The following is a 15,574-nucleotide window of genomic DNA, read 5'->3' on the forward strand; positions in this document are numbered from 1 at the left end:
AAACAACATGAAAGCAGTGATCCCAGTAGCGGGACTTGGTACGCGCATGCTACCAGCCACAAAAGCAATCCCTAAAGAGATGCTTCCTGTCGTAGACCGACCTTTAATACAATACGTAGTAAACGAAGCGGTTGCTGCAGGTATAAAAGAAATAGTACTTGTCACCCACTCAAGTAAAAACTCTATCGAAAACCATTTTGATACCAGCTTTGAGTTAGAAGCAACGCTTGAAAAGCGTGTTAAGCGGCAATTGCTTGCCGAAGTGCAAGCTATATGTCCTAAAGACGTAACAATAATTCACGTTCGCCAAGGCGAAGCAAAAGGGCTAGGCCACGCTATTAATTGCGCCGCGCCAATTATTGGTAACGAACCGTTTGTCGTTATTTTACCCGATGTGATTATAGACGACGTTGAGAGCGATCTTAAAAAAGACAACCTTGCAGAGATGATCGCTCACTTTGAACAAACTAAGCACAGCCAAATTATGGTAGAGCCTGTACCAATGCAGGAAGTCGATAAGTTTGGTGTGGTGGACTTAGGTGGCACCGAAATAGCACAGGGTGAAAGCTCACCAATTGTTAGCATGGTAGAAAAACCACCGGTTGACGAGGCACCTTCAAACCTAGCCGTAGTTGGGCGCTACGTGTTAAGTGAAAACATTTGGCCACTACTTGCAAAAACGCCGCAAGGTGCTGGCGATGAAATTCAGCTGACCGATGCTATCGCTATGCTGATGCAAAGCGAAAAAGTAGATGCTTACGCAATGAAAGGCCGAAGCCACGATTGTGGTAGTAAAATTGGTTATTTAAAAGCAACTATTGAGTTTGCACTTCGTCGTGACGAATTTGCAGGTGAGTTAAAAACGTTTATTAAAACACTGATATAACCGTTTACATTTAATCAGCAAAAAGCGCCTAATTAGGCGCTTTTTTTATTGTTTTTTGCATAACTTGTTTTTTTAATGTAAAAATTAGAATAGTTTTGATTACTTTACAGACATAATGTAATTTATGTTGTAATGTTTATTTTAAGTGGCATTAAAATTGTATTGAAAAGTGTCCTCATGGAGGAGTCAAAAAAACATAAGCCTATTGAATTAAATACGTTTATGTACATAAAGGGCTAGGGTATGGCTCGAAAACTTAAAGTAAGGTTAAACGCTTTCTAAAGAGGATGTTTAACTGAAATGTAAGTGTGATTACACTGCTTTCAGGACAGCGAATAAATGTTAATAAATAATAAAAACATAACAGGATTACTTTTAAGCCTGCTGATACTGCTATTTGGTACAGCATGCTCCATTACGCCTGAAGCTAAATTAGTGCAAGCACCTGAAACACAAACTAATTCGCCTGAGTATGTACCTATTACAGCATTAGAGCTGGCTCAGTTAAAAGATGCAGCATTGCAATGGCAGCAAGCCAGAGCGGGTATAGAGCGTATTTTAAAGTTAGAAAAAGAAATAACATACCTTGTTAATCACATAGATATTATTAACAGTAAGGCAATAGCCCAATCTAATCAGCCTACAAATAGCTCGTACAGCACGCGCACAATTCACAATCAGCAAGCTGCTCGTTCGCGTAGCCAAAGCGTTAATCAATACAGAAATAAAAAGCAGACAGTTAAACTTAATACACCTAGACATATTTTTGCTCTACAAGTGGCATCGGTTGACTCAGAAAAAGACATCGCAAAAGCGTGGAAAGAGCTAAACACCAAAGCAGCCCCCTTATTCAGAAAAAAAATACTTACCAATGTTGAAACCGCAAAAATTAACAAAAAAACGTTTTACAGGCTTAAGTTAGGTTCGTACCAAAATCTAAAAAATGCCAAAGCAGACTGCGAAGTATTTAAAGTGTATAAGCTTGACTGCATAGTGAGTAACTACACAGATAAACCCGTAAAGCTGTAGTTAAAATAGAAACTTGCTAAAATTTTTTTTATCCATAAAATACCTGACCATAATCAAAAGGGTGGTAGGTAAAAAGTATGGTTATTAAAAAGGAATTTATAAACACTTTATTTTGTATTGGGGTTTTGCTCGTTATAGCAGGGTGTACTTCATCTAAAAAAGCGCCACCGAGTTCAACAACACCAAACACTGTCCTTATTTCAAGCGAGGATTTGAAAGCGCTCAAACAGTCTGCAAATGAGTGGAAAACAGTTGAGCCTAAAGTTAACGATCTGCTTGAGCTAGAAGGGCAGCTATCAAAGCTGACTACTCGTTTAAAAGCCATTGACGAAACCAATACGGCTGGAACAAAAAACGCTCAAACAACCACTCCAACAGAAAGTATTTTAAAAAGCGACCAAGCATTTTTCGCTATTCAAGTAGCAGCATTTAACAGTAAAACTAAATTAAACACGGCACTGGCTAATTTAAAACGTAAAGTACCGACGTTTTTTGATACTAATTTAGCTGTTAATGTTGAAACTAAAGTAATAAAAACCAATACGTTTTATCGTTTAAAGTTAGGCGCATATAAAACAAATAAACAAGCAACAACCGCTTGCGAAGCTTTAAAACAGCAAAAAATTAATTGTTTTGTTACCTATTATACGCAGGAAAAACCACAACCAACCCTCTAGGCATAATAATTGCTTAGTCTCTTGTATGATCACAAGAGGATGGCAACTATGCGCCTTTTACTACCCTTATTATTAATTAACTTGGCCGCGTGCAGTTTAATTCCTGAACCCGAGCCAAGTATAAGCACATATGCCCCAAAAGCAGCGATGGCACCTTATACAGTAAGTGACTATGTACACAACTTAACTGTGCAATTAAGTCATTTAAAAGGTCCATTAAGCAACAATACTCGCATAGGTGTGAGTAGTTTTTACTTTGCAGATGCGCTCGACACTAAGCTAATGACGCAGCAAGCGTCGGGCTTAAGCCAACAAATACAAGAAAGTATATTAACCAAAATGACGCAAATGGGTTATCACACGGTCGAATATCGCTTAGCAAATAACCTACACTTATCTCATAATGCCGACAGCGCGCTGACCCGTAATTTAGAACAGTTACGAGAGCGCCAAAATATTGACCTTATAATCACCGGCACCGTGACACGTCAACAGCATGCATACATTGTAAATGCGCGGATGGTAAACATTAGCAATAAGCAAGTTTTATCTGCTGGCAGTACCGAGATCCCAATCAATGTAATGTGGGGAAATGAAAAAATTCAGCAGCGCGATGGCTCACTCTATCGCAGTGAATATTAACGAGGAGTACACAATGAGAAACTTATTAATCACGCTATGTTTGCCACTAGGTTTTGGTTGTTCACAGATTATGAACACCCCTAGCGCCGACCCAGCTGTTGAGCAAAGTAACCAAGGAGCGCAACTGGCAACAAGCCAACGCAAAGTGAGTGCTCCAGTTAATCACGATAACATGTTTCAGTCGGGATTAGCTCAGCAAACTAACTACACAAAATCGACGCCGCCAATGCATAAAAACATAAACCACTATGTGCGCGGAATAATGCAAGACATGGTCGAAAACTTACAATACGTAAATGATAAAACACCACTAGCGGTATCAAGTTTTGTATTTTTAGACGACGATTACAGTAATGGTAGCTTATTAGGAAATCAAATTGCTGAAAGCTTTATGCATGAGCTCCACAATTTTGGTGTACCGGTCATTGATTTTAAAACCACCGATTATGTGCGTGTAACACAAACCGGCGACTTTGTTTTTAGCCGAGACTATCTTGAATTAGACCCAGAGCAAAACTTTCAATACGTACTGGCAGGCACGCTAGTAAGTCACCAAGGCGGAGTTTTAGTCAATGCACGAATTGTTGGCTTAACAAGTAAAGCGGTTGTTGGCTCGGCGCAAGGGTTTTTACCGCAATCAGTTATTGATGCGTTAAATGGTAACTACCGTACCGATGGTATTATGCTAAAACAAGCGAGTGAGTGAGGTGAGTATGCGCTTTACACTAAACACCAATTTACGGACATTATCACTAGCTGGGTTAGTCGTTGCTCTATCTGGTTGCTCGCTAATGCATCACCATGAGCATGATTCAAATTCGCACACAGCAACGCAAGCAAGTACCAGCTATGTATTAAATGGCAGTTACGATACTCAAACACACAACCAAACTGTGCAACCAAACAATGATTACGATGCGTCAAAACCCTTTAAGCCAGTAAAGCATCATAAAACGCTCGTTAATTACGTAGAACAAATGGCTTTAGACTTAGTTGACACGCTAGAGTACGACACAGAAGCCGATACACAGGTTAATATTGCTGTTAGTACATTGGTAAACTTTGACTCGTCACTCAATAAAAGTAATCAGTTAGGTAACCAAATATCTGAAACACTAATCCATCAATTACAAAAGTTTGGTTACAGTGTGGTTGATTTTAAAACCACCAGCACAATAGACGTAAACAGACGCGGTGATTTTGTGTTTTCACGAAATATCAAAAAGCTGAGTGAAGATCATATGGCAAGTCATATACTCGCGGGCACCTTAATCTACAGGCAAAACGGTATTGTAATTAATACACGCATTATAAATGTTAACACCAAGCAAATAGTGGCTAGCAGCCGAGAGTTTATACCGCAATACGTACTAAGCAAAGAAGATATATATTTATCAAGTAATTAACTAAAATTCCACTTGATTTAAAACTTGATATTAAAAATCAGATGCCGTTATAATTTAGCTCTAGCACATCGCTGTGGCCTCTTAGTTAAATGGATATAACGGCCCCCTCCTAAGGGGCAGTTGCAGGTTCGATTCCTGCAGGGGCTACCAATAAAATCAATGAGTTACGTTTTTCCACTTCTTCTCTTTAATTTCTGTGTAGTACATATGTAGCATCGTAAATTGAAATATAAAGAATTTAGCGCTGTCCTTTTATTAAAATAGCCAAATTACATTCAGGCTGCTTTGTGCCATTAGCAGACATCGACTTTAATGTCTTAAGTCAAGATTTGAACCCATTCACTTATAACCTGTGTTGGCCGCTCTTGCCAACATCCGGTTGATAGATTTGTTATGAGCTGATTTCAAACCTTAGTCCTTTCCATTTGATTCTTTCAGTTGCTCTTTAGCACTGGAAAAACCATCGTTAAAACCTTTAGAGAATGGCTCTACCGCGGTCGCAATTACCAAACACATAGCGCCTAGAAGCATAGTGTTTCGTTTGTTTTTTACATACCCATAGATAGTTAGAAAAACAAACAATATTGAAAATACTAGCTGCAAATAAAACACTTAAAATTCCTTTTATTTAAAATTAACACGACGACTAAAGCTCATAACAATTTAATAGTGCGCTCGTCGCGCATATTTCTGCCGACGCTACGCTCATTTTTCTACATTATATAGTTTTAACAAATTACCTAAGGTATTACTATCGCAAAGTTTTCTAAAGTTTTTAGGTAAAGTTAAATTAACCAATATGCGCGCAGCGCTTACTTTCATGAATATATGCGCAGAGCAGTTTAACAAATCAATTAACTACAATATTTAGCCAATCTCAATGACTGGTTATCGCTCCAAGCCGAACTTCCTCAAAGTGCCATGAGCAGACATTAAAACTTTTGACTGATTACTTCTCTCTCAAACTTGCCCTTAAAAACCTAAGATATCAACAACTATTGAGTTGAAGCATTAGCAAAACAGTTTTTTATAGCTAAAAGTTTATAACTACACATAAAAAAGCGAGTAAATGAAAATTTACTCGCTTTTTTATTTTGATATTTAATCGTTAGTAATTAACCATCATTAGTGATTTTATCGATCAGCTCAGTGAGTACTGTGTCGGCTTGGCTAGTCTCTACTTGGCAGGTGCCTGCATTTAAATGGCCGCCGCCGCCGTATTTAAGGCATAACTCACCTACGTTTGTGTTTGAGCTGCGGTTAGTAATTGACTTACCAATTGCATATACTACGTTTTGCTTTTTAAGCCCCCACATTTTGTGAATTGAAATATTGCAGTCGGGGTACATGGCGTAAATTACAAAACGGTTGGTGGCGTAAATGGTTTCTTCTTGAGTTAGATCTAGTACCACTAGGTTTTTATGCACTGTTGCACACTGTGTTATTTGTGCTTTTGCTTTTTCGTTGTGCTCATTATAAAGCGCAACTCGCTCTGCAACATCTTCCATTTGCAAAATGTCGTCGATGCTTTGATCTTTACATGCATCAATGAGCTTCATCATTAACTGGTAGTTTGAAATTTTGAATTCGCGAAAGCGGCCTAGGCCTGTGCGGGCATCCATTATAAAGTTCATTAACACCCAGTCGGTTGGATTGAGTATTTCATCTTTAGAAAACTGAGCTGCGTCGCCTTTATCTACAGCGTCCATCATATCTACTGAAATATTAGGAAATTTTTCGGCGCCGCCGTAGTAGTCGTAAACGACTCGCGCAGCTGAAGGCGCTTTGGGGTCAATTATGTGATTTTTAATGTCGCTTGCGTTTCGAACGGTTTCACTTAAGTGGTGGTCAAATGCTATGTGACAACCCGCTACGTAGGGAAGGTTAGTGGTAATATCGTTAGCGGTAATGTCTATTTTTCCATCTTGCATGTCTTTTGGGTGTACAAACAAAATGTCATCAATTAGATCTAAATCTTTTAGTAGTACAGCACATACAAGGCCATCAAAATCGCTACGAGTGACTAGTCTAAATTTATTATTGGGCATAGCTATTCCATCTTTTTAATTAAGTTACGTATTAAGTGTAACAGTTAAACTATTTTTTGAGATACCAGTGCTTAAAAATTATATAAATAAAAAAGCCAAAACAGACGTTTTGGCTTTTTGATAGCAAGTGTTTATTTTTTGTAAGTTATGCGCCTGGGCCACATTCCATACAGTGGTTAATGATATCTGGGCCAAACTTAAGTTTAGCGTTTAAGTCGCGCAGTGCGGTGCGTAAGCCTTCTTCAATAACCGGGTGGTAATACGGCATATTAAGCATTTGTGGTACGGTCATTTTATTTTGTACTGCCCATGCAAGCAGATGCGCTATGTGCTCGGCTTGTGGGCCAATAAATTCGGCGCCTAAAAATAAGCCGGTGCCTTGCTCTGCGTATACACGCATATGGCCCTTATTTTTAAGCATTACGCGGCTTCTGCCTTGGTTTTCAAAGCTGACTTCGCCCACTTCAAAACAGCCACATGAGCCTAAACGGTCTGTTATTTGGGTAAAGCTTTCGCCTACCATGGCAATTTGTGGGTCGCTGAATACAGCGGCAATTTTAGCTCTGCGCAGGCCAATACGTACATCTGGGAAACGCCCTGCATTTTGCCCTGCGATGGTTCCCTGATCAGACGCTTCATGAAGTAGCGGGATCATGTTGCTAGCATCGCCGGCTATAAATATGTTTGATTCGCCACATTGCATTGTGTGCGGATCGGCATGCGGTACGCCGCGTTCGTCAAGTTCTATACCTGTGTTTTCGAGGCCTAGCTTGTCTACATTAGGAACTCGGCCTGTTGCGGCTAGTACATAGTCAAACTGTTCGGTGTGTTTTTCACCTTGTTTGTCGGTGTAAGTAAGCTGCGCTTTGTCGCCTATTTGCATCATGTCTGATACGTTTGAGTCGGTATCAACAAAAAACTCTTTTGCAAAAACTGTATTTGCATAGTCTTTTACTACGGGGTCTGTGAGTGGACCAATTGCACCACCTACACCAAATAATTTTACATTAACACCTAAACGGCTAAGTGCTTGACCTATTTCAAGGCCTATTACGCCTGGGCCAAATACAGCAACAGATTCTGGTAGGTCGTCCCACTCAAATACGTCGTCGTTAATGATTAATTTGTCACCAAAGTTATTAAATACGCCAGGGTAAGAAGGGCGAGAGCCTGTAGCAATAACAAATCGCTTGGCTGTAATAATGGTGTGGTCATCTATTTGTACGCGGTTTGAATCTAAAAATTTAGCGTAACCTTTAATTTTGTCTTCGTCTGGTAGTTCATCAACGGCTTCTACTACAAAACCAGCAAAACGATCGCGTTCACTTTTAACGCGTGCCATAACTGCTTTGCCGTCTATTACCGGCTTTGAGCTATGCACACCAAATGCAGGTGCCATTTCTATAGCGTGCGCAGCTTCTGCAGCAGCTATTAATAATTTGCTTGGCATACACCCTACGCGTGCGCAGGTTGTGCCATAGGGACCTGATTCGATCATAAGTACGTTAGGGGTAAACTGTTTAGCGTTTCGGTATGCACTGAGTCCTGCGGTACCTGCGCCTATAACTACTACGTCGGTTTGCAATTGTTTCATTGTATTTTCCTTTAATAAATAGGGGCACTTGGCCCCTATTTAATATTACTTATTAAGCAAAGTATTTTTCTAGGTCGTCTGAGCCACCAATGTGTTTCCCACCAATAAATACTTGTGGAACGGTGTCGCGGCCAGAGATTGCTTTTAGGCTTGTTAATGATGCACCTGCACCCATAACAATTTCTTCATAGGCAAAGCCTTTTTCTGTAAGAAGCTCTTTTGCTTTTTTACAGAATGGACAACCGGGCTTAGTGAAAACGCTCACTGGCTCAGGCTTAGCTTGTTTAGGGTTGATGTAATCAAGCATGGTGTCTGCATCAGACACTTCAAACGGGTCGCCTGGAAGGTCTGGTTCGATGAACATTTTTTCAATTACGCCATCTTTTACCAGCATAGAGTATCTCCAGCTGCGCTTACCAAAGCCTAAATCGTTTTTGTCTACTAACATACCCATGCCGTCTGTAAACTCGCCATTGCCGTCTGGTAGTAAAGTAATGTTTTGCGCTTCTTGGTGCTCAGCCCATGCATTCATTACAAATGTATCGTTAACTGACAAACATACAATTTCATCTACGCCATTTTGCTTAAACACACCAGCTAGCTCGTTGTAGCGAGGAAGGTGAGTAGATGAACATGTTGGGGTGAATGCACCCGGTAGTGAAAACACAGCAACGGTTCTGCCTTTAAAAATCTCGTCTGTTGTTACCGATTTCCATTCGTCGTTTTGACGTGTTGCAAATGTAACGTTTGGGATTGTTTGACCTTCAATATTCTTTAACATGGTTTAGTTCCTCTTGATTTGTTAAAGCCATTATGGCGAAAATTTAAATATAGTTCTAATCGTTTGTTTGTATTAAACTGATAGTCAAAAGCTATCAGGGTGGAGCTGAACATGAACTTAAAAGACTTTGAATACGTTAAAGCCATAGCACAACATAAACATTTTCGTAAAGCAGCCGATGCGTGCTTTGTTAGCCAACCTACACTGAGTGGGCAGGTTAAAAAACTTGAACAAACATTAGGTGTTACTTTATTTGACCGCTCAACCAAACAAGTAACCCTAACTGCTAAAGGTGAGCGTTTATTAGCGCAAATAGAGGTTATTTTAGAGCAAACTCAAATACTCAAAGAGCTGGCTTCTGCCTCTAATGAACCATTACAAGGTAAGATAACAATTGGTATTATTCCAACTATTGCGCCGTATTTATTGCCAACTTTGTTAACCTCAATGAAAGAAGCATTTGTAGATAGCCAATTTGCGTTTATTGAAATGCAAACAGCCACCATATTAGATGCGCTTAACAATGGTGAGCTTGATTTTGCAATTTTGGCCGATGTAGCTGAGCTTAATCATTACCACACTATTCCACTTTATAAAGAAGACTTTTTAGTCGCTGTTTCAAAAGATAACGCGCTGGCTAAGCATAAAAAAGTCGCGCTTAGCAATCTTCAGGGTTGCAGCCTATTAATGTTAAGTGATGGCCATTGCTTTAAAGATCAAGCCCAAAAGTTTTGTTTTTCAGCAGGGGTTGATGTGTCTAATCAATATAAAGGCAATAGTTTAGAAACGTTACTTGCGCTGGTGGCAATGGATGATGGCGTTACTTTTGTGCCAAAGTTAGCTTGCACACAGCGAACGGGTATTGATTATATGCCTATATTTCCAAATCAGCAGCGTAATGTGGTGTTTGCATGCAGAAAGCATTATCCGCATTTGGCAGGGGTTGAGCAGTTGGGTGAGTGGTTGTCGGCTCACCCTAATTTAAAAACACAGCTTGCTAAAGCGCTTTAAAGATCTTGGCTTATTACTTCAACTACATCGTTGATTTGTACGCCGGGTAAGGGTTGGTCGTCAATGCTTACTGCAACCGCAGTTTGTTGATATAACTGCTCTACACGTATTTTGTTGAGTGTTGTAGTGGTGTGAGGCATTACATTACCTGCTGCATCAGTTAGGTAGTTATGGTGTGCAATGCTCAGCATTTGCCCTTTTTTTAGGCCATGTGCTTTACCTAAATTAATTACTATTTTGCTGTTTTCCATATGCATTATTTTACCTTGCGTTGGAAAGCAGGCTAATACAGCTTGTAAGTCATAACTTAGGGTTTGATTTATATCTTGTATACTTTGACCGTAGGGTGATTGCCAAAATCTATCACTGTTTACATCAATGATGGCGGTTTTTTCGAATGGCCAAGTGCCTTGGCCCTGATAACTATTGCTCCAAAGCTGCTCATAGGTTGTGCCATTAAAAAGGCTAAACTCTATTTTGTAGTTGCGTTGGTAGCTATCGTCTTGCCAAAAAGCATAATCACTATTGAGTTTATCGCTTGTTGATAGGTCTGTAATTTGGCTCAGTAATACGTACTGAGCGTTGGTGCGAGATGATATTTCTTCTAACTGAACTTTCGAGTAGTCGTACTGCTGCGAAAAGTAACTATCTACATTTAAAGGTATATTGTAATAAGCAACGGGTAGCGCGCTCATTTTTGATTTTTGTAAGGTGGTGAATATTCGTTTACTGATTGCTTTGTTTACGTCAAATATTTGACCCATTCTAGCTTGCTCTCGATGAGCTAGCTGACTTTGTGTTACGGCAACAAACTTGTTAAAGCTGCTTTGCGGGCATTGCTCTGTTTGCGCAAATATATCTAAACGCAGGGTAATCGCAAATTTATCGTCGTATTTATTTTCACTTACAAGTTCAATTTTTTGAATTTCGCCGTGGCTACTAATTTTTAACTGATCTTGCATTAATACGCCGTCTACCAAGGTTTGTACTGAGCTGACACGCGCCCCAGAAAAAACCAACGCTTGAGTTATGGCATCTTTTATAGCTGCAGATTTGGCCGCGCTTATGTCGTCGTTTTGAATAAGTGCGTGCCCTGTAGATTCATACCACTGCGCATTTGAAAAAGTCGAAAACGTAAATAACGCAGTTGCGCTTAATCCTGCAAATGCCTTTAATAAAAACGATTTCATACTTTTTGCTCCAAATAAACGTTAGCTTTATCTTGAGGCAGCAAGGACTGTACCAATGTTATTAATCAATAAAAATAACGTTATAAATGGCATTAAACATGCATATACCACCGTAATTAATTTACTAGGGCACAAAATTATGCGAGCAATTTCATTAGTTATTACACTTGGGTGTTTAACCTTGAGTGGGTGCAGCAGCGTGTTTGATAAGCATGTTGAGTACAAATATGTTGAGCCTAATAATTACCCGGTATTAAAAGCGGTAGGTTATGCACCTATTAGTTTACAAAAAGGGGCTAGCGCTTCACAAAAGCAGCTTATGGCTATTAAAGCCTCTAAACTTGAAGCATACAGAGAGCTTACAGAGCAAGTATATGGGCAAAAGGTAACTGCGGGTATGAGCGTTGAAAACGCAGTCGCTAAGGATGATTATTTAGAAAGCAAAGTGCAGGGCGTTATTAAAGGTGCACAAATTATAAAAACGTATGCAGTAGACGACACATACGTCACTGAGCTTGAACTCAATATGAAGCGCGTGCATGATTTATATATTGGCGAAATAAAACCACGTGAAGTAAAAAAAGTAACGTACTACTGATAAATTGACGTTCGCAATAAATTTTACAGCTGTACGTTTAGTATTTAGGCAAGTTAGAGTTTTAAGTATACAGCAGTTTAAATATTACAATGCGTCAACTAAACAGTCTCACCAGAGTACAAAAACCTCAGTAAAAAAGGTTGACGCAGCTTGGCTCAATTTTTGGGTTTTCAAGTTTGAGATACCGGTAACTAGCAGGTTTAAATATTATAGAAGTAGGTAATTTGGCTGAAGCGTTTTGAGTTTATGCTTTTAAATTTCTGACAAGCTGACCGTTGGTGTTAACTTCACCGCCAGACTGATTATATGTGGTGGACGATGGGGCACCAATTAAAATGTTTTTTAGTTGTTTTACACTAAGCTGCGCCTGATGTGCTGCATGCGCGTTTACTTCGTTTTGTTTTTGGCATTTCTCTAACTTACTGCGAACTTGGGCTATAAGCTCGGGAAGCTCTTCAGACTGTTCGTCATTTTTAGCAAGTAACTTGTTCAGCTCTTGATCTAGGCTATTTAGCTTGGTTAAAAAAGTCATTTTTTGTTGGGTAATTTCTTTTAAACCTTCACCTCTTCTTGAGGCAATAGCTGTTAGCTCGTCGTTTAATAAAACAGAGAGAGAATCTAAACACTTATCTTGCTCGTTTAGCTTAACAATAATTAAGCTATTATGATCAGCCATAGACATCAAACTCGAAGTCAGCTAAATTTTTGGCAAGCTTTTCACTGTCTATTTGGTACTTGCCTTCAGTGATTGCTTTTTTTAGCTCAGCAACTTTATTACTGTCAAAACCAGAAGATTGCTGTGCTTTTTCTTGCAGTGTTTTTAATTGCTGTGCTTGTGGTGTTAAGCTTACAGAATCGCTAGCAGCTTTAGGCGTAGCCGATTGAGCCGCTTGTGTATTTGCATTATCTCTTTGCAAATCAACCTTTTGTTGTTTAGCATTAGCTAAAGCGCTTGGTTGTTGATTACCTGAATTGACTTGATTAACCATAATAAAAATCCATAATTTACCCAACTAATACCAGTATATCGGCATATCTTTAGTAAACTTTAATATTATTTTTAATTAAATATTTACTTGTACAGACTCTACACCATCTACACGCGCATTTAAAACTTTACCTGTTTTTTTGTTCTCTACAAGTATTTGTTCGCCCAGAGTGCCATCTTCAAGCGCAACACCGGTCGTTTTTATCTGTAAGCCTTTTGTGCTTGCATAAATATTAATAGCATCACCTTTGCATACCATACATATTTGATTGAGCAATATTGGCATACCTTCGCGAATGTTGCGTTTACTTCGACTGCCAATAAGTGCTTTAGGATCGTCTTGATATTGCACTCTTACAAAGTGTGTCGGTTTCATCTCAATGGTTAGGTGAGCGCTGGTTATTACTTCACCGCGCGCAATATTATCAGTTGTTACAACAACAGGTGCCATTTTTAGCACCTTTATATGTACGTATTGTGCCCAGCTTTGTGGATCGTCGCATTTTACTTGTATTGTAATTTGTCTGTTAAACGGTGGTTCACTTGATGAAATAATATCAGGTGTCGTTGAACAAGCACGATCAGGTATACGGCTGTCTAATGGCAATGCACTGAGGTGTATTTGCTCACTATCGTGTTCGCCAATTTGCTCAGCAATGTATTTTACAGCCATTTCTTGTAGTGAGGCTTTAGTAAATACTTGTGCAGATACAGGGAATGCCATTCCTAGGCTAGTAACAAAATAAAAAACACTGTATCTTTTGATTTTTTTTAACAAACTCATAATGTTTCGACTATGCTTATGGTTTCAAACAGGGTATAAATATTTTGCGTCAAAATTAAGACGCTCCCACGATGTTGTGTAGCTTTGTATATGTAGGAAGCAATTATCGTTCCGTATTATTTGTTTTCTAAAGGAGATTTTAATGGCAGGCATTTTAGACTCAGTAAACCAGCGTACTCAGTTGGTTGGCCAGAACCGCCTAGAATTACTATTATTTAAACTCAGAGGGCGCCAGCGTTTTGGGATCAATGTATTTAAGGTAAGAGAAGTCCTTCAATGTCCTCCGCTTACTAGTATGCCAAAATCGAATTCTTATATTCGTGGTGTAGCTCATATTCGTGGACAAACTATTTCTGTCATAGATTTATCTATGGCGGTAGGTGGACGTCCAATCGATAACATCAAAGACAGCTTTATCATAATTGCTGAATATAATCGCTCAGTGCAAGGTTTTTTGGTCGGTGGTGTTGAACGTATAGTCAATATGAACTGGGAAAAAATAATGCCACCACCTTCTGGTGCCGGACGTTATTCATATTTAACCGCCGTTACTGAAATAGAAAACGAGCTAGTAGAAATTTTAGATGTTGAAAAAATATTAAATGAAATTTGCCCTGTTAACACAGAAGTAAGTTCTGAAGTTGCTGAAAGTGGTGACATTCAAAAAGATTTAGGTGAACGAATTGTATTTATAGCTGATGACAGTGCGGTTGCGCGAAATCAGGTAAAACGAGCACTTGAGCCGCTGGGTGTACAAACTGAGTTGGCTAAAAATGGCAAAGAAGCACTCGTAAGATTAAAAGAAATTGCCAAGCTTGATTGTCAAACAGATATTACAGAACGTGTTGCTTTGCTTATATCTGATGTTGAAATGCCAGAGATGGACGGCTATACATTAACAGCAGAGATCAAAGCAGACCCTAAACTTGCCCCTTTGCATGTTATTTTGCATACATCACTGAGTGGTGTATTTAACCAAGCAATGATTGAAAAGGTTGGGGCTGACGATTTTATTGCCAAATTTAACCCGGATGAATTAGCCACGGCGGTTAAAAAGTGGGTTCATTGTGAATAATCAAAACAGGTGCTACTAATTTGAATAATAAAGACTTGCAGCAAAATGAATACGATCAGTTCCGTTCGTTTTTAGAACAGCAATGCGGTATTGTTCTTGGTGAAAACAAGCAATACTTGGTAAAAAGTAGACTTGCGCCCCTTATGGCTCGTTTTGATGTAGGGTCGTTATCTGAACTTGTTAGCAAAACACTCGGGCCGCATGAGAGGCAATTGCGCGCGGCTGTTGTTGATGCGATGACTACAAACGAGACCTTGTGGTTCAGAGACCAATACCCCTTTGAGCTACTTCAAAACAGATTGTTTCCTGAGTTTAAAGATTTGAGGCGGCCTGTAAAAATTTGGTCTGCAGCTAGTTCGTCTGGTCAAGAGCCTTATTCTATTGCTATGTCGGTTGCTGAGTTTCAATCTAAGCAGCCTAACGTGTTAAAAATGGGTGCTCAGATCATTGGTACTGATATTTCTAACACTATGCTAGACATGTGTAAAAATGGCGAGTATGACGCGTTAGCTTTGGCGCGCGGGTTGTCTGCAGAACGTCGAAAAAAGTTTTTTACAGACAGCGGCAATGGTATGGCAAAAGTTAACGACACTTTGAAAAGACAAGTGAGCTTTAGGCATTTAAATTTACTAGATTCGTATGCATTAATGGGTAAATTCGATATTATTTTTTGCCGCAATGTACTTATTTACTTCTCTCCAGAGGTAAAAGCAAAAATTATTAAACAATTTGCACAAGCGCTTAATCCTAAAGGTTATTTATTTTTAGGGGCTTCGGAGTCAATGGCCGGGTTGAGTGACGAATTTGATATGGTTAGATGCAACCCTGGCATAATTTACCAAAAGAAATAAACCTTTTTTCTTTC

17 protein-coding genes and 1 tRNA gene are annotated in these 15,574 nt (G+C 39.3%); 11 read left to right on the forward strand and 7 right to left on the reverse strand.

Features of this window, described 5'->3' with window-relative positions; translation table 11 throughout:
• Positions 1 to 7: 7 nt before the first annotated feature.
• The 7 genes from galU (at position 8) to PMAN_RS02800 (ending at position 4,790) form a co-directional block, all read left to right on the forward strand.
• Positions 8 to 886 carry a UTP--glucose-1-phosphate uridylyltransferase GalU gene (gene galU, locus PMAN_RS02770; RefSeq protein ID WP_010555874.1) on the forward strand — a complete coding sequence of 293 codons (879 nt, stop codon included), beginning with the start codon at positions 8 to 10 and terminating at the stop codon, positions 884 to 886.
• A 339-nt stretch (positions 887 to 1,225) separates the two neighbouring features.
• Positions 1,226 to 1,915, forward strand: a complete 690-nt coding sequence (locus PMAN_RS02775; protein ID WP_010555875.1) for an SPOR domain-containing protein — start codon at positions 1,226 to 1,228, stop codon at positions 1,913 to 1,915.
• A gap of 77 nt (positions 1,916 to 1,992) precedes the next feature.
• Complete coding sequence (locus PMAN_RS02780; protein ID WP_010555876.1) at positions 1,993 to 2,592, forward strand: SPOR domain-containing protein; 600 nt, start codon at positions 1,993 to 1,995, stop codon at positions 2,590 to 2,592.
• A gap of 48 nt (positions 2,593 to 2,640) precedes the next feature.
• The gene (locus PMAN_RS02785; protein WP_010555877.1) at positions 2,641 to 3,234 is read left to right on the forward strand and encodes a FlgO family outer membrane protein; all 594 of its coding nucleotides are present in this window, start codon (positions 2,641 to 2,643) and stop codon (positions 3,232 to 3,234) included.
• 13 nt (positions 3,235 to 3,247) lie between these two features.
• Positions 3,248 to 3,940 carry a FlgO family outer membrane protein gene (locus PMAN_RS02790; protein ID WP_006792683.1) on the forward strand — a complete coding sequence of 231 codons (693 nt, stop codon included), beginning with the start codon at positions 3,248 to 3,250 and terminating at the stop codon, positions 3,938 to 3,940.
• 7 nt (positions 3,941 to 3,947) lie between these two features.
• Complete coding sequence (locus tag PMAN_RS02795) at positions 3,948 to 4,640, forward strand: FlgO family outer membrane protein (protein WP_010555878.1); 693 nt, start codon at positions 3,948 to 3,950, stop codon at positions 4,638 to 4,640.
• Between the two features lie 75 nt (positions 4,641 to 4,715).
• Positions 4,716 to 4,790 (forward strand) — tRNA-Arg (locus PMAN_RS02800).
• Between the two features lie 965 nt (positions 4,791 to 5,755).
• Here the strand turns inward: PMAN_RS02800 and PMAN_RS02805 are convergent.
• From PMAN_RS02805 to PMAN_RS02815, 3 genes are all read right to left on the reverse strand, one after another.
• The gene (locus tag PMAN_RS02805) at positions 5,756 to 6,688 is read right to left on the reverse strand and encodes a DHH family phosphoesterase (RefSeq protein WP_010555880.1); all 933 of its coding nucleotides are present in this window, start codon (positions 6,686 to 6,688) and stop codon (positions 5,756 to 5,758) included.
• A 145-nt stretch (positions 6,689 to 6,833) separates the two neighbouring features.
• Positions 6,834 to 8,282 carry a dihydrolipoyl dehydrogenase gene (locus PMAN_RS02810; protein WP_010555881.1) on the reverse strand — a complete coding sequence of 483 codons (1,449 nt, stop codon included), beginning with the start codon at positions 8,280 to 8,282 and terminating at the stop codon, positions 6,834 to 6,836.
• A 52-nt stretch (positions 8,283 to 8,334) separates the two neighbouring features.
• Positions 8,335 to 9,063, reverse strand: coding sequence for a glutathione peroxidase (locus tag PMAN_RS02815; protein ID WP_010555882.1), 729 nt, complete (start codon positions 9,061 to 9,063; stop codon positions 8,335 to 8,337).
• Positions 9,064 to 9,174: 111 nt separating this feature from the next.
• Between PMAN_RS02815 and PMAN_RS02820 the strand changes: the two genes are divergently transcribed.
• On the forward strand, positions 9,175 to 10,074 hold the full coding sequence (locus PMAN_RS02820; RefSeq protein WP_010555883.1) for a LysR substrate-binding domain-containing protein: 900 nt from the start codon (positions 9,175 to 9,177) through the stop codon (positions 10,072 to 10,074).
• Here PMAN_RS02820 and PMAN_RS02825 read toward each other — a convergent pair.
• On the reverse strand, positions 10,071 to 11,264 hold the full coding sequence (locus PMAN_RS02825) for a flagellar assembly protein FlgT (protein ID WP_008132688.1): 1,194 nt from the start codon (positions 11,262 to 11,264) through the stop codon (positions 10,071 to 10,073). The genes PMAN_RS02820 and PMAN_RS02825 overlap by 4 nt on opposite strands.
• A 139-nt stretch (positions 11,265 to 11,403) precedes the next feature.
• Here PMAN_RS02825 and PMAN_RS02830 point away from each other — a divergent pair, with 139 nt between their 5' ends.
• Positions 11,404 to 11,862 carry an LPP20 family lipoprotein gene (locus PMAN_RS02830; protein ID WP_033019180.1) on the forward strand — a complete coding sequence of 153 codons (459 nt, stop codon included), beginning with the start codon at positions 11,404 to 11,406 and terminating at the stop codon, positions 11,860 to 11,862.
• Between the two features lie 244 nt (positions 11,863 to 12,106).
• Here the strand turns inward: PMAN_RS02830 and flgN are convergent, their stop codons facing one another.
• The 3 genes from flgN to flgA all read right to left on the reverse strand — a co-directional run bounded on the left by flgN (position 12,107) and on the right by flgA (position 13,634).
• Positions 12,107 to 12,538 carry a flagellar protein FlgN gene (flgN, locus tag PMAN_RS02835; RefSeq protein ID WP_010555884.1) on the reverse strand — a complete coding sequence of 144 codons (432 nt, stop codon included), beginning with the start codon at positions 12,536 to 12,538 and terminating at the stop codon, positions 12,107 to 12,109.
• Positions 12,531 to 12,851, reverse strand: coding sequence for a flagellar biosynthesis anti-sigma factor FlgM (gene flgM, locus PMAN_RS02840; protein WP_006792694.1), 321 nt, complete (start codon positions 12,849 to 12,851; stop codon positions 12,531 to 12,533). The genes flgN and flgM overlap by 8 nt, the downstream gene beginning before the upstream one ends.
• Before the next feature lie 75 nt (positions 12,852 to 12,926).
• The gene (flgA, locus tag PMAN_RS02845; protein WP_010555885.1) at positions 12,927 to 13,634 is read right to left on the reverse strand and encodes a flagellar basal body P-ring formation chaperone FlgA; all 708 of its coding nucleotides are present in this window, start codon (positions 13,632 to 13,634) and stop codon (positions 12,927 to 12,929) included.
• Between the two features lie 142 nt (positions 13,635 to 13,776).
• Here flgA and PMAN_RS02850 point away from each other — a divergent pair, with 142 nt between their 5' ends.
• Positions 13,777 to 14,709, forward strand: coding sequence for a chemotaxis protein CheV (locus PMAN_RS02850; RefSeq protein ID WP_006792696.1), 933 nt, complete (start codon positions 13,777 to 13,779; stop codon positions 14,707 to 14,709).
• A gap of 20 nt (positions 14,710 to 14,729) precedes the next feature.
• Positions 14,730 to 15,560 (forward strand): CheR family methyltransferase, encoded by an 831-nt coding sequence (locus PMAN_RS02855; protein WP_006792697.1) that lies wholly within the window; start codon positions 14,730 to 14,732, stop codon positions 15,558 to 15,560.
• The last annotated feature ends 14 nt before the right edge of the window (positions 15,561 to 15,574 follow it).

This window comes from Pseudoalteromonas marina (genome assembly GCF_000238335.3).
Taxonomy (GTDB): domain Bacteria; phylum Pseudomonadota; class Gammaproteobacteria; order Enterobacterales; family Alteromonadaceae; genus Pseudoalteromonas; species Pseudoalteromonas marina.

Coding starts and splice junctions, on each gene's coding strand:
- PMAN_RS02785 (WP_010555877.1), top strand. CDS start 2,641: ATGCGCCTTTTACTACCCTTATTATTAATTAACTTGGCCGCGTGCAGT.
- flgN (WP_010555884.1), bottom strand. CDS start 12,538: ATGGCTGATCATAATAGCTTAATTATTGTTAAGCTAAACGAGCAAGAT.
- PMAN_RS02805 (WP_010555880.1), bottom strand. CDS start 6,688: ATGCCCAATAATAAATTTAGACTAGTCACTCGTAGCGATTTTGATGGC.
- PMAN_RS02820 (WP_010555883.1), top strand. CDS start 9,175: ATGAACTTAAAAGACTTTGAATACGTTAAAGCCATAGCACAACATAAA.
- PMAN_RS02795 (WP_010555878.1), top strand. CDS start 3,948: ATGCGCTTTACACTAAACACCAATTTACGGACATTATCACTAGCTGGG.
- PMAN_RS02830 (WP_033019180.1), top strand. CDS start 11,404: ATGCGAGCAATTTCATTAGTTATTACACTTGGGTGTTTAACCTTGAGT.
- flgM (WP_006792694.1), bottom strand. CDS start 12,851: ATGGTTAATCAAGTCAATTCAGGTAATCAACAACCAAGCGCTTTAGCT.
- PMAN_RS02790 (WP_006792683.1), top strand. CDS start 3,248: ATGAGAAACTTATTAATCACGCTATGTTTGCCACTAGGTTTTGGTTGT.
- PMAN_RS02780 (WP_010555876.1), top strand. CDS start 1,993: ATGGTTATTAAAAAGGAATTTATAAACACTTTATTTTGTATTGGGGTT.
- PMAN_RS02810 (WP_010555881.1), bottom strand. CDS start 8,282: ATGAAACAATTGCAAACCGACGTAGTAGTTATAGGCGCAGGTACCGCA.
- flgA (WP_010555885.1), bottom strand. CDS start 13,634: ATGAGTTTGTTAAAAAAAATCAAAAGATACAGTGTTTTTTATTTTGTT.
- PMAN_RS02815 (WP_010555882.1), bottom strand. CDS start 9,063: ATGTTAAAGAATATTGAAGGTCAAACAATCCCAAACGTTACATTTGCA.
- galU (WP_010555874.1), top strand. CDS start 8: ATGAAAGCAGTGATCCCAGTAGCGGGACTTGGTACGCGCATGCTACCA.
- PMAN_RS02825 (WP_008132688.1), bottom strand. CDS start 11,264: ATGAAATCGTTTTTATTAAAGGCATTTGCAGGATTAAGCGCAACTGCG.
- PMAN_RS02850 (WP_006792696.1), top strand. CDS start 13,777: ATGGCAGGCATTTTAGACTCAGTAAACCAGCGTACTCAGTTGGTTGGC.
- PMAN_RS02775 (WP_010555875.1), top strand. CDS start 1,226: ATGTTAATAAATAATAAAAACATAACAGGATTACTTTTAAGCCTGCTG.